At 40.6% G+C, this 12,468-nt stretch carries 8 protein-coding genes, 27 tRNA genes and 2 rRNA genes; all 37 read left to right on the top strand.

Going from position 1 to position 12,468, the window contains the following annotated elements; genetic code table 11:
• Positions 1-84: ribosomal RNA gene (locus J3U69_RS00005) — 23S ribosomal RNA — on the top strand; the annotation flags it as partial.
• Between the two features lie 76 nt (positions 85-160).
• Positions 161-277, top strand: a 5S ribosomal RNA gene (gene rrf / locus J3U69_RS00010).
• 6 nt (positions 278-283) lie between these two features.
• Positions 284-356 (top strand) — tRNA-Val (locus J3U69_RS00015).
• Between the two features lie 6 nt (positions 357-362).
• Positions 363-435, top strand: a tRNA-Lys gene (locus J3U69_RS00020).
• A 12-nt stretch (positions 436-447) separates the two neighbouring features.
• Positions 448-529: transfer RNA gene (locus J3U69_RS00025), tRNA-Leu, on the top strand.
• A 34-nt stretch (positions 530-563) separates the two neighbouring features.
• Positions 564-636, top strand: a tRNA-Thr gene (locus tag J3U69_RS00030).
• Positions 637-648: 12 nt separating this feature from the next.
• A tRNA-Gly gene (locus J3U69_RS00035) sits at positions 649-720 on the top strand.
• Positions 721-730: 10 nt separating this feature from the next.
• A tRNA-Leu gene (locus tag J3U69_RS00040) sits at positions 731-816 on the top strand.
• Positions 817-824: 8 nt separating this feature from the next.
• Positions 825-898, top strand: a tRNA-Arg gene (locus J3U69_RS00045).
• Between the two features lie 5 nt (positions 899-903).
• Positions 904-977, top strand: a tRNA-Pro gene (locus tag J3U69_RS00050).
• Between the two features lie 32 nt (positions 978-1,009).
• Positions 1,010-1,083: transfer RNA gene (locus J3U69_RS00055), tRNA-Met, on the top strand.
• 13 nt (positions 1,084-1,096) lie between these two features.
• A tRNA-Ile gene (locus tag J3U69_RS00060) sits at positions 1,097-1,170 on the top strand.
• A 35-nt stretch (positions 1,171-1,205) separates the two neighbouring features.
• Positions 1,206-1,279 (top strand) — tRNA-Met (locus J3U69_RS00065).
• A gap of 3 nt (positions 1,280-1,282) precedes the next feature.
• Positions 1,283-1,356, top strand: a tRNA-Asp gene (locus J3U69_RS00070).
• Positions 1,357-1,362: 6 nt separating this feature from the next.
• Positions 1,363-1,435: transfer RNA gene (locus J3U69_RS00075), tRNA-Phe, on the top strand.
• A gap of 20 nt (positions 1,436-1,455) precedes the next feature.
• Positions 1,456-1,526, top strand: a tRNA-Gly gene (locus J3U69_RS00080).
• 4 nt (positions 1,527-1,530) lie between these two features.
• Positions 1,531-1,604, top strand: a tRNA-Ile gene (locus tag J3U69_RS00085).
• A 5-nt stretch (positions 1,605-1,609) separates the two neighbouring features.
• Positions 1,610-1,699: transfer RNA gene (locus J3U69_RS00090), tRNA-Ser, on the top strand.
• A gap of 72 nt (positions 1,700-1,771) precedes the next feature.
• Positions 1,772-2,521 (top strand): hypothetical protein, encoded by a 750-nt coding sequence (locus tag J3U69_RS00095; protein ID WP_267412648.1) that lies wholly within the window; start codon positions 1,772-1,774, stop codon positions 2,519-2,521.
• Between the two features lie 247 nt (positions 2,522-2,768).
• A tRNA-Glu gene (locus J3U69_RS00100) sits at positions 2,769-2,840 on the top strand.
• A 30-nt stretch (positions 2,841-2,870) separates the two neighbouring features.
• A tRNA-Ser gene (locus J3U69_RS00105) sits at positions 2,871-2,957 on the top strand.
• Positions 2,958-2,966: 9 nt separating this feature from the next.
• Positions 2,967-3,040: transfer RNA gene (locus J3U69_RS00110), tRNA-Met, on the top strand.
• A 3-nt stretch (positions 3,041-3,043) separates the two neighbouring features.
• Positions 3,044-3,117 (top strand) — tRNA-Asp (locus tag J3U69_RS00115).
• 6 nt (positions 3,118-3,123) lie between these two features.
• Positions 3,124-3,196: transfer RNA gene (locus J3U69_RS00120), tRNA-Phe, on the top strand.
• A gap of 7 nt (positions 3,197-3,203) precedes the next feature.
• Positions 3,204-3,285: transfer RNA gene (locus tag J3U69_RS00125), tRNA-Tyr, on the top strand.
• A gap of 4 nt (positions 3,286-3,289) precedes the next feature.
• Positions 3,290-3,360 (top strand) — tRNA-Trp (locus J3U69_RS00130).
• Between the two features lie 11 nt (positions 3,361-3,371).
• Positions 3,372-3,444, top strand: a tRNA-His gene (locus tag J3U69_RS00135).
• 7 nt (positions 3,445-3,451) lie between these two features.
• Positions 3,452-3,523: transfer RNA gene (locus tag J3U69_RS00140), tRNA-Gln, on the top strand.
• Between the two features lie 21 nt (positions 3,524-3,544).
• Positions 3,545-3,615: transfer RNA gene (locus tag J3U69_RS00145), tRNA-Cys, on the top strand.
• 33 nt (positions 3,616-3,648) lie between these two features.
• Positions 3,649-3,733, top strand: a tRNA-Leu gene (locus J3U69_RS00150).
• Between the two features lie 121 nt (positions 3,734-3,854).
• Complete coding sequence (locus tag J3U69_RS00155) at positions 3,855-5,033, top strand: glycosyltransferase family 4 protein (RefSeq protein WP_220232815.1); 1,179 nt, start codon at positions 3,855-3,857, stop codon at positions 5,031-5,033.
• Entirely contained in the window at positions 5,020-6,063 is a 1,044-nt protein-coding gene (locus J3U69_RS00160; protein ID WP_267412649.1) for a glycosyltransferase family 4 protein, read from the top strand. The genes J3U69_RS00155 and J3U69_RS00160 overlap by 14 nt, the downstream gene beginning before the upstream one ends.
• A complete protein-coding gene (locus tag J3U69_RS00165) occupies positions 6,063-7,088 on the top strand; it encodes a lysylphosphatidylglycerol synthase transmembrane domain-containing protein (RefSeq protein ID WP_267412650.1) in 1,026 nt (341 codons plus the stop codon). Before J3U69_RS00160 ends, J3U69_RS00165 begins: the two co-directional genes overlap by 1 nt.
• 69 nt (positions 7,089-7,157) lie before the next feature.
• The gene (locus J3U69_RS00170; RefSeq protein WP_267412651.1) at positions 7,158-9,221 is read left to right on the top strand and encodes an LTA synthase family protein; all 2,064 of its coding nucleotides are present in this window, start codon (positions 7,158-7,160) and stop codon (positions 9,219-9,221) included.
• 70 nt (positions 9,222-9,291) lie between these two features.
• Positions 9,292-9,525 (top strand): preprotein translocase subunit SecG, encoded by a 234-nt coding sequence (secG, locus tag J3U69_RS00175; RefSeq protein ID WP_103751948.1) that lies wholly within the window; start codon positions 9,292-9,294, stop codon positions 9,523-9,525.
• 73 nt (positions 9,526-9,598) lie between these two features.
• On the top strand, positions 9,599-11,929 hold the full coding sequence (gene rnr, locus J3U69_RS00180; RefSeq protein WP_267412652.1) for a ribonuclease R: 2,331 nt from the start codon (positions 9,599-9,601) through the stop codon (positions 11,927-11,929).
• 9 nt (positions 11,930-11,938) lie between these two features.
• Positions 11,939-12,397 (top strand): SsrA-binding protein SmpB, encoded by a 459-nt coding sequence (smpB, locus tag J3U69_RS00185; RefSeq protein WP_103751950.1) that lies wholly within the window; start codon positions 11,939-11,941, stop codon positions 12,395-12,397.
• Positions 12,398-12,468: the final 71 nt, after the last annotated feature.

Consider the following 12,468-nt stretch of genomic DNA (forward strand, 5'->3'; position numbering starts at 1 on the left):
AAGACTAAGAGGTAGATAGGCTAGGAGTGGAAGAGCCGTGAGGCTTGGAGCGGACTAGTACTAATCAGTCGAGGACTTGACCACATGCTCAAGCAATCTGGTAAGGTTTTTTTAGCGGATTATATTTAGTTTTGAGTGTAAGAACTCAAGCAAAGAAAAGTACGGTGGCAATAGCAAGAAGGAAACACCTGTAACCATGCCGAACACAGCAGTTAAGCTTCTTCACGCCGAGAGTAGTTGGTGGGAGACTGCCTGCGAGGGTAGGAAGCTGCCGTGCTTTGATGGAGGATTAGCTCAGCTGGGAGAGCATCTGCCTTACAAGCAGGAGGTCACAGGTTCGAGCCCTGTATCCTCCATTTACCGAGTCGTTAGCTCAGTCGGTAGAGCATCTGACTTTTAATCAGAGGGTCGACGGTTCAAGCCCGTCACGACTCATGGCCCCATTTTGCGGGTGTGGCGGAATTGGCAGACGCGCTAGATTTAGGTTCTAGTGTTTTCGGACGTGTGGGTTCAAGTCCCACCACCCGTATTCGCCATAATAATATATACCATATTTACATCTTGCCGATTTAGCTCAGTTGGTAGAGCATCTGTCTTGTAAACAGGGGGTCGTACGTTCAAATCGTATAATCGGCATTTCATATTAATGCGGAAGTAGTTCAGTGGTAGAACATCACCTTGCCATGGTGGGGGTCGCGGGTTCGAATCCCGTCTTCCGCTTTCATTACATGCCGGGGTGGCGGAATTGGCAGACGCACGGGACTTAAAATCCCGCGGTTGGTTTCAACCGTACCGGTTCGACTCCGGTCCTCGGCATTAATGATGCGCCCTTAGCGCAACTGGATAGAGTGTCTGACTACGAATCAGAAGGTTGAAGGTTCAAATCCTTCAGGGCGCATATCCCGGGAAGTGGCTCAGTTTGGTAGAGCACCTGGTTTGGGACCAGGGGGTCGCAGGTTCGAATCCTGTCTTCCCGATTGTAATTTGTTAATTAACGGTTACATTTGTTGGCGGTGTAGCTCAGCTGGCTAGAGCGTCCGGTTCATACCCGGGAGGTCGAGGGTTCGATCCCCCCCGCCGCTATTTGCTAGAGCTTGGACCTTTAGCTCAGTTGGTTAGAGCAGACGGCTCATAACCGTCCTGTCGTAGGTTCGAGTCCTACAAGGTCCATTAAACATGGGTTTTGTACTTTTATATTTTAACATCGCGGGATGGAGCAGTATGGTAGCTCGTCGGGCTCATAACCCGAAGGTCGGTGGTTCAAATCCACCTCCCGCAATATGGTCCATTGGAGCAGTGGTTTATCTCGTCTCCCTGTCACGGAGAAGATCATCAGTTCAAATCTGATATGGACCGTAGAATGGCTCGGTAGCTCAGTCGGTAGAGCAAAGGATTGAAGCTCCTTGTGTCGGCGGTTCGATTCCGTCCCGCGCCATTTTTTATTAGTTTGTTTTTGCGGGTATGGTTTAGTGGTAAAACGAAAGCCTTCCAAGCTTTAGTCGCGAGTCCGATTCTCGTTACCCGCTTTTGGGGCCTATAGCTCAGCTGGTTAGAGCGCACGCCTGATAAGCGTGAGGTCGATGGTTCAAGTCCATTTAGGCCCATTAATGGAGACTTACTCAAGTGGCTGAAGAGGCGCCCCTGCTAAGGGTGTAGATCGGGTTATTCCGGTGCGAGAGTTCAAATCTCTCAGTCTCCGTAATTAATAAGTTTGTGAGTGTTAAAGCTTGCAAGCTTTTTTTGTTGTTATGTATATTACCGGGTAAAAAAGATGAAAGTAAATGTTCTAAAGTCAATCGAAAACATTGCACAGATGTACGAGGATGGCGTTTTCGGATCTAAAGAATTGCCTGAAGATACCAATCCACATCTTGCTCAAGATTCTGAAGAAAATGCATTGTATTTTACTTTGCCAACAGCACTTAACTATCAGCGAAATTCATATTCTTTATGGGTGAGTGCAAAGAAGACGTATTTAGATGAATCGACTAACTTCCTCTTTAACCCCCAAAAAGTTGCTGAGAGCGATTTTGGCACTGTTCAGGCAGCTTTAACTAAATACCGCTTAGCTTTACAAGAAAACAAGCAGACGGCTATTTGGTGCCAAATATGCCAAACACTGAATGATAATTTCGCTGGCAGTGTATTAACCTTATGTCATGAAAATCATGATGACGTGGTTCAAATTAGAAAGTATCTGCAAATTGATAATAAAGCCGGATTTCCTTATCTTTCTGGCAAAAAGCTCTGCAATTACTGGTTATTTGTTTTGGATCATTATACAAGTCTTCAATTAAAAAACGTGTCTAAAATTTCTATTGCAGCTGATCGTCACGTGATAAAGGCTAGTAGAAAATTAGGTTTGATTACAGCTGAAGAAGAAAATAGTTCAAAAAAGCAGGATCTTGTTATAACTGCCTGGTTTGATTTACTGAAAGATACTAAGTACAGACCAGTTGATTTTCAAACGCCAATTTGGTTTTGGGGAAGAAGTGGCTGTCCAGCAATAATTGAGAAATAAGCCTAATTCTAAAGCTTTTGTACTAGGTTTTTGCGCCCTGATAAAAGCAAAAGTAATGCAATCATTACAAAAAATTCATCTTTTTGAATAAAACTCTTGCAAGATGACTAGGAATCCTGTATTATAAATAACGTTGTGATTGAGGAATCGCAATTGATACACGAATTAATAAAAATAAAAAGTTGTTGACATTTTAAATTAAATTCGGTATTATAATTAAGCGTCTTGTGACGTAAGAAGAGAATATGACCCGTTGGTCAAGTGGTTAAGACATCGCCCTTTCACGGCGGTAACATGGGTTCAAATCCCGTACGGGTCATTACCAACGTTTATTGGTATTTTTACATTTGGAGGATTACCCAAGTGGCTTAAGGGGACGGTTTTGAAAACCGTTAGACGGTCTTGCCGTGCGTGGGTTCAAATCCCACATCCTCCTTTATAACATCGCGGGATGGAGCAGTATGGTAGCTCGTCGGGCTCATAACCCGAAGGTCGGTGGTTCAAATCCACCTCCCGCAATATGGTCCATTGGAGCAGTGGTTTATCTCGTCTCCCTGTCACGGAGAAGATCATCAGTTCAAATCTGATATGGACCGTAGGATGGCTCGGTAGCTCAGTTGGTAGAGCAAAGGATTGAAGCTCCTTGTGTCGGCGGTTCGATTCCGTCCCGCGCCATCAGCCTGGAGGAGTAGCGAAGTGGCTAAACGCGGCGGTCTGTAAAACCGCTCTCTCTGAGTTCGGCGGTTCGAATCCACCCTCCTCCATAATAGGGATATAGTATAAAGGTAGTACATCGGTCTCCAAAACCGCTAGTGTGGGTTCAATTCCTACTATCCCTGTTTACCTCATGGCGGAATTGGTGAAGGGGTTAACACACCGGTTTGTGGATCCGGCATACATGGGTTCGAATCCCATATTCCGCCCTAGCATTGGGATATAGCCAAGCGGTAAGGCACTAGACTTTGACTCTATTATGCGCTGGTTCGAATCCAGCTATCCCAATCTATTAAATAAATATTCAATGGCGGTGTAGCCAAGTGGTAAGGCAGAGGTCTGCAAAACCTTAATCGTCGGTTCAAATCCGATCCCCGCCTTAATGGTTCACTCATTGAACTTCATAAAATTATGGCGGTGTGGCGGAATTGGCAGACGCGCCAGACTCAAAATCTGGTGTCCGTTTAGGACGTATCGGTTCGACCCCGATCACCGCTATTAGGTAACAGCTTCTATACATGAAGCTGTTTTTTGTTTATAAAATTATGCGCTTTTTCTATTATAAAAATTGCACAAGCAAAGCGGAATCTTTATAATACCTTTATACGGAGGTATTCAAATGAATATTGGTATTTTTACCGATACATATTTTCCACAAATCAGTGGTGTAGCAACGTCAATTAAGACTTTAAAAGACGCCCTTGAAGAGCAGGGACATAATGTATTTATTTTTACGACGACGGATCCGCACGTGAAAAAAGGTACTATTGAGGCTAACGTTTTTCGCTTCAGTAGTGTGCCATTTATTTCATTTACAGATCGCCGAGTAGCATTTAGAGGATTTTTTGAAGCAACTAAAGTAGCACGTGAAGTAAAACTGGATGTTGTTCATACGCAAACAGAGTTTGCTTTGGGAATGATTGGTAAATATGTCGCTCACCAATTAAAAATACCGGCAATTCATACTTACCATACGATGTATGAAGACTATTTACATTACGTGTTAAACGGGCATTTGTTGCGACCATATCACGTTAAGCAATTTACCAATGTTTACCTTAAGAACATGGATGGTGTTATTGCCCCTAGTAAGCGCGTTGAGGCTCTTTTGAAGCGCTATGGTGTATCTATACCTTTACGTGTAATTCCGACTGGTGTGGATGTTAAGAGCTTGAATAAGCCCGCAACCCATGATGTGCGTCATGAACTAGGAATTGCTCCCGATGTCCCCGTTTTGTTAACCTTGAGCCGAATAGCTGGGGAGAAGAAAATTAATCGGATTTTAAATGTTATGCCAGAAATTGTCGATGAATTTCCTAACGTACAGCTTGTGATAGCGGGAGATGGCCCAGACGTCGAGATCTTGCAAGAGCAAGTTGAGCGACTGACTTTAGAGGATAACGTTCAGTTTGTTGGCGATGTTCCTCACGATGATGTTGGGGCATTTTACAAGATGGCCAATTTGTTTGTTTCAGCAAGTGATACTGAAACGCAAGGTCTTACCTATATTGAGGCACTCGCTGCGGGCACAAAGTGTGTTGTTTATGATACCGAATATACGGAAAATGTCTTCGATAACCCTTGCTTTGGCAAAGTTTTCACTCGGCCTAGCGAAATGCGTGACGCAATTTTATCTTATTTAAGAGAAAATCAAACTGAAATTCCGCCAGATAAGTTGAAAGCTAAAATGAAGCAAATTTCGGCTGAGCGTTTTGCTAGCGAAGTACATCAGTTTTATGAAGAAGTAATCGAAAATTACCAGGAAGAGCGCGAAGAGGATAGCAATGATAAGAATTAATATGTTCTCACAAGCTGATTCAGTTAAGGGCCAGGGTGTTGGCTCTGCTTATAACGAACTGATCAACTTATTAAGAACCCACTTAGTTAATGAATTTTATGTAACGAATAATAAATATGGTGCCAGCGATTTAACCCACTATCACACCATAAATCCTACTTATTTTGTTAACAGTTTTTCCCCAGCGCGTGGACGTAAAATTGGTTATGTTCATTTTTTACCGGAGACTTTAGAAGGCTCGGTCAAACTGCCGAATTATGCCAAAAAGGTCTTTTATAAATATGTCATCGACTTTTATCAAAGAATGGATCAAATTGTTGTGGTTAACCCTATTTTTATTGATAAATTGGTTAATTACGGTATCAAACGGGAAAGGGTTAAGTACATTCCTAACTTTGTGGCAAAAGATGAATTCTATCCTGAACGGCAGGAAAAAAAGAATGCCTTTCGGCATCAATTAGGTATTCCTCTTGATAAATTTGTAGTCTTTGGTGATGGGCAAGTTCAGGCTCGTAAGGGAGTCGATGATTTTGCAAAACTAGCACAGGCCAACCCAGAGATGCAGTTTATTTGGGCAGGTGGTTTTTCTTTTGGCAAAATTACTGACGGCTACGATCACTTTAAAGAATTAGTGGCCAATCCGCCAAAGAACTTAACATTCACCGGTATCATTGATCGGAAACAATTAGTTGATTATTTAAACATCGCAGATCTATTTGTTTTGCCATCATTTGATGAGCTTTTTCCAATGTCTGTTTTGGAAGCATTTAGTTGTGGGACACCGGTTTTATTGCGCGATCTTGCTTTATATGACGCCATTATCAAAGGTTACTATCTAAAAGGGAAAAACTTTGATGAACTGAATGCGCAGTTGCGCCAAGTGGCGAATGATCAGGCACTTTTGCATAAATACAGTAATCTATCTAATATGGCTAGTGAAAAATATTCAGAAGATAATTTAGCCAAAATTTGGTGTGATTTTTATCACGAGCAATATGAACTTGGCAGGGAGTTAGGACAGATCCGCTAATGAATAAAAAGCACTTTTGGGGAATTGCGGTTGTTTTACTCATCAGCCTTGGCGTTTTGTATGTTGATTTAAAAGATACACCAGTATCGCAACTGCGGCAGGCAATGAATAATGTCAATGTTGGTGCACTGCTATTAGTTTTCTTGTTAATGCTGCTATCATATGTTTTTGAAGCTAGCATTTTAGCCGTTCTTGCACAACGTCCTGGTGAGCCTAAACGATCAAAGTGGTCATTTTTACGAATTCCAATTATTCAGGCACTCTTTAATGCAATTACCCCTATGTCAACTGGTGGTCAGCCGTCTCAGCTGGCTGCAATGGTACAGATGGGAATTGAAGGCGGCCGTGCTACTTCACTTTTGTTGATGAAATTTATCATTTATCAGATTGTTGTTTTCTTGGCATATGTTGTTACCATTATTACTGGTTTTCATATGGTTGCGACTAAATTTGCAGGTCTTGCCTTTTTTATTGCAATTGGTTTTTTAATTCACGTTAGCTCAATCATTTTTTTATTAGCAATTTTGTTTGCCTACAACTGGACTAAAAAAGCAGCTAATCGGTTAATGAATTGGCTAGCTAAAATAATTAATCCCCAGCGTGTAGAGGGCTGGCGGACCGCAACGATGGCAAAGATTGACACTTTTTATACCGAAAGTCAGAAGCTAAAGCGTGAAAAAAAGAAATTAGTGCTTAGCGCCGTGTTAACAGTGCTGCAGCTGCTTTGCTTTTATTCAATTCCGTTTATGATTCTGGTAACTTTATGCGTTCCGGCTGATTGGGTCAGTGTCACGCAAATGAACATTATGATTATCATGTTTATGGCAATTATTCCCATTCCAGGAGCTTCAGGCGGGGCAGAATATAGTTTTCAAACGCTCTTTGCCAGTTTCATTTCTTCTAAAGGTGCGCTTGTTTTTGGGATGTTTTTGTGGCGCTTTGTAACCTACTTTTTCGGGATGATTTTAGGTATTTTTGGCTGGATTTTCAAACCGAAAAAAGTTACTAGCTCAGCAAAAGATTAATTTTTACTAAAATCACTATGTTTAATTGAGCTTAAGGGTAAGATATTAGCATAGTGAGAGGAGAATAGAATGACACGGACCAAGTCTTTCTTGCAATGGTTAACATCAACCAAATTAGGTTTTTTTACCATTGTGTTAATAACTTTTTGGCTAAAAACGTACGTAATTTATTTGACCAAGTTTAATTTAGGTGCTGTCGGTGCGATGCAAAATTTTCTTTTGTTTATCAATCCGTTGCCAACGGCTTTGTTGCTGCTGGGAATAGGCCTATTTTTTAAGGGACGTAAATCCTATTGGATTATCATTGTTATTGATTTAGTTCTTAGCACATGGCTTTTTGCTAATATTTTGTATTACCGCGAATTTTCCAATTTTTTATCCTTATCAATCATTAAAACATCTGGTTCAACGGCTGATAATTTAGGAAAAAGTATTGTCGGGATAACGCGGGTAACTGATTTTTTAACTTTCATTGATGTTTTGGCAATTATTGCTTTAATGGTTGGCAAAGTGATTAAGTACGATTTGCGCCCATTAAAATTAAAGTTCAATCTTTTACTTGAAGGGTTGGCAGTTGTGCTAATTGGCGTTAACCTGATGATGGCGCAAAAAGATCGTTCAGGACTTTTAACCAGAACTTTCGATAACAGCTATATCGTTAAGTACTTGGGAATGAACCAATATGCTGTTTACGATAGCTTTAAAACCGCTCAAACTAGCGAGCAAATGGCTAAGGCCAATGTCTCTGATTTAAGTTCTGTCAAAAAGTACTTAAAGGCCAATTATGTTAAGCCTAATCCCGAATATACCGGCGTTGCTAAAGGAAAAAACGTCATGGTTATTCACCTTGAGAGTTTCCAGCAGTTTTTAATTGGTTATAAGTGGAAGGGCAAAGAAGTTACCCCCAACTTAAATAAACTTTACCGGTCGAAAAATACATTAAGTTTTGCTAATTTTTATAACCAAGTTGGTCAAGGTAAGACTTCTGATGCGGAAATGATGCTGGAAAATTCCTTATATGGTTTACAATCTGGCTCGGCAATGTCTAGTTATGGGACTTCCAATACTTTTGAGAGTGCCCCAGCGATTTTAAATCAACAAGGTGGCTATACTACTGCCGTAATGCACGGTGGAGCCGGCTCATTTTGGAATCGTAATAATGCTTATAAGCAATTTGGTTATCACTATTTTATGCCGTTGTCTTATTATGAAAATAAGCCTAAATATTATATCGGCTATGGTTTAAAGGATAAGATCTTTTTTGACCAATCAATTAAGTATATTGAGCGCTTGCCGCAGCCATTTTACTTAAAATTGATAACTGTTACCAATCACTATCCTTATGATTTAGATAAGAAAAATCAGTCGATTGATCCAACCGATACCGGGGATGAAACGGTTGATGGCTATGTTCAGACGGCACACTATCTAGATCAGGCAATTGGTGAATTAATGCGCTGGATGAAGAAAACTGGATTGGATAAAAATACCATGCTGGTGCTCTATGGCGATCATTATGGGATATCCGGTAATCACCATAAGGCTAGTGCAGAACTACTTAACCAAGATGAATTTACCAATTTTGATAACCTGAAGTTTCAGCGAGTACCCCTGATGTTCCATATGCCCGGATTAAAGGGTGGAATCAAAAAGACTTATGGGGGAGAAATCGATGTTTTACCGACGCTATTAAATCTTTTAGGAATTAATGATCGCAAAACAATTCAATTCGGTCATGATTTATTAAGTAGTAAAGCACCACAAATTGTCGCCCAGCGTAACGGTGATTTTATTACGCCTAAATATGCTAAGGTCGGAAGTACTTATTACGACACTAAGACCGGTGAAGAAATTGAGGATCCTGATGAGAAGCTAAAAGCAAAACTTGTGGCGATTTCGAATAAGGTCACTACCCAATTGTCTTTATCGGATCGGGTAATTGCCGGCAACTTGTTACGCTTTTACCATCCGAAATGGTTTAAAAAGGTCAATCCGCATGATTATAACTATAACGAGGAAAAGGCACTGAAAAATCTGTATTCTTCACATAACAAAACTTCGCTTTGGTATCATAATCATAAAAAATCGACGCAAAATAAATTTAAGACGGATGCGCCTGAACTTGAAAAATAAAAACTCGAAAAAAAACACATTTTGTGCTAAAATTTATCAGTAATCGTATGTGTATATTGGAGGCAGCGTATTGTATAATTTATTTATGACGCTACTAATTATTGTTTCAATTTTAATCGTTGTTGCAACAATGATGCAGCCACAAAAGCAACAAGATGCTTTGAATGCCTTATCTGGTGGTGCAGTATTTAGTGGTCAAACGAAGAAACGTGGTTTTGAAGCATTTATGGAAAAAGTGACTTCAGTTTTACTGGTTCTCTTTTTCGTTTTTGCTATTGTATTAGCTTATTTGTCTTCAAAATAGTATTGGTTCCTCCCGATCAAAACGATGGGAGGACTTTTTTTATCTTTTTAAGTAGGAAACGGAGATTAAGTGCATGGCACAAAACGAGAAAATCTTAGCTAATGTTTTAGAGATCTTTCGCCACAATCCCAAAAAGCAATATCAGGTTGAACAAATTGAGCGCATGCTCAGACGCGACCGACTTGGTAATTTTTCTGATCTCGTAAAAGCATTATCTTTTTTAGAACAAGAGAAAAAGATAATCACTGACGGCAATGGTCACTATCAACTGGCTCAAGAAAATATCGTTGTCGAGGGAATGTTTAAAGCCAATAGTAAGGGCTTTGGTTTTGTTAAAGTTGAAGATGAAGAAACCGACGATATTTTTATCGCCAAGGATTATACTGCATATGCAGTTGATGGTGATGAAGTTCGCGTTAAAATAACTGCTGGTGGAAATCCGTGGAACGGTAAGGGACCAGAAGGCCAGGTTCAGGAGATTATCTCTCGTGGAGTTAGCTCCTTAGTGGGAGAATTTCATCCACTGACTGATGAGCAAACTAAAGTTAGTCATTTTGTCGGCTATGTGTTGAGCACTAATAAAAAGTTAGCTAATTATCGGGTTTATGTTAGTGAAAATGGCTTGCGTCCGCAAAAAGGTGACATGGTCAAGGTTTCAATTAGCAATTATCCTGATAAGGATAATCCTGACTCAATGGTTGGTGTTGTTACCAAAATTATTGGTAATAAAAATCTCCCGGGCGTTGATATTATGGCAATTGTTTCTGCTCATGATGTTAAGACAGAATGGGCTCAGGATGCACTTGATCAATCCAATGCTATCCCGGATCATGTGTTGCCCGAAGAAATGGCCGATCGTGAGGACATTAGGGAGCAGCCAGCAGTCACAATTGATGGCGATGATTCAAAGGACTTTGATGATGCTGTAGTATTGTGGCAATTACCTAATGGCAATTATCATCTAGGTGTTCACATTGCTGATGTTGCTCATTATGTTAAAGAAAATTCGCCCCTTGACAAAGAGGCGTTTACTCGGGGCAACAGTACTTATTTGGTTGACCGGGTAATTCCGATGCTGCCATTTAGATTATCAAACGGTATCTGTTCTTTAAATGAGGGCGTAGACCGCTTAGTTCTTTCATGTGACATGGAAATTACGCCAGAAGGTGAGCGGGTAAATTACCGGATTCACCCCTCTGTAATGCGTTCACACGGCCGAATGACCTACAACAATGTCAATAAGGTCCTAGATCCAAATAATGAAGAGCCGCTGGAAGAAAAATATGTTAAATTAGCACCAATGCTAAAAGAAATGGCCGAGTTGCACAATGCTTTGTATCAAAAGCGCCACCAACGCGGAGCAATTGACTTTGAAGAGCCAGAAGCTAAAATTATTGTTAACGATCAGGGTAAGCCAACTGATATCGTCTTGCATAATCGGGGTACAGCCGAAAAGATGATTGAATCGTTTATGTTGATGGCTAATGAAACCGTTGCTGAAGACTTTTACAAAAAGCATGTACCATTCTTGTACCGTGTACATGAAACGCCAGATGGCGAAAGAATTAAGAGCTTCTTTGAATTTTGCAGTGCATTTGGCTTGAATATTACGGCTGATCCTAATCATGTTAAGCCGATTGACTTGCAAAAAGTCGTAGCCAAGACAACCGGAACACCTGAGGAAGCCGTTGTTCAAATGATGATGCTGCGAAGCTTAAAGCAGGCACATTATTCAGAAGAACCCCTCGGACACTTCGGCCTAGCTGCCAAGTTTTACACCCACTTTACCTCGCCAATTCGCCGTTATTCCGATTTAATGGTCCACCGCATGATCCATGCATATAGCGAGGAAGGAACTGATAAAAAAGTTCAGGATCATTTTGCTAATTCCTTACCCGAGGTGGCAGATCAGACTTCTACGCAAGAACGTGTTTCAATTGATACTGAGCGTGAGACCAACGATTTGAAGATGACTGAATACATGGCAGACCAAGTTGGTGAGCATTTTGATGCTGTGGTATCCTCAGTAACTAGTTTTGGGATGTTTATCCAGTTACCTAATACGGTTGAAGGATTAATCCATATTTCTAATTTAACAGATGATTTCTACAGCTTTAATGAAAAGAGCATGACGCTTACTGGTCGTGGTACCCATAAACAATATCATGTGGGGATGCCGATAAAGGTGACGTTGACTAATGCAAACGTTGAGCAGCATCAACTAGATTTTGAAATTTATGACCCCAATGCTCCTAAAAAGGAACATAATAACCGTGGCAATAATAACCGTCGGCGTGGAAATCGGGGATTTCGCAACGATCACGGTCACCGCGGAGCTACGAATGGCCGCAATAATTTTCATAAAAATGGCAATCACCCACATTTTAGCAAGTATAAGCATTAGGACGGGAAATTGAAGAAACAAAATAATGAGAACTTAATTGCTCAGAATAAAAAAGCACATCATGATTATTTTATTAAGGACACTTATGAAGCAGGAATTGCACTTACAGGAACCGAAATTAAATCAGTACGTGCAAGAAGAATTAATCTGCGCGATGGCTATGTTCAAATTATTAATGGTTCCGCTTATCTCGAAAATGTTCACATTAGTGAATACAAGCAGGGCAACCGCTATAACCATGAGCCCCTGCGCCAACGTCAGCTGCTATTACATAAAAAAGAAATTGCTCGTTTAGCTAAAGAGCAGGAGCAAAGGGGGATCGCCATTATTCCCCTCAAAGTTTACCTTAAACATGGCTTTGCCAAAGTATTGATTGGCGTGGGTCAAGGTAAGAAAAAATATGATAAGCGCGAAACGATTAAGAAAAGAGATCAGGAGCGTGAATTACGCCGCCAATATAAAGTATAAAATGACAGTTTGATTAGCTCGCTAATTGAACTGTTTTTTATTTATCCTAACGTTGACTAAAAGTGATTAGG

The sequence above is a fragment of the Lactobacillus sp. B4026 genome (assembly GCF_026535825.1).
In the GTDB taxonomy this organism is placed as follows: Bacteria; Bacillota; Bacilli; order Lactobacillales; family Lactobacillaceae; genus Lactobacillus; species Lactobacillus panisapium.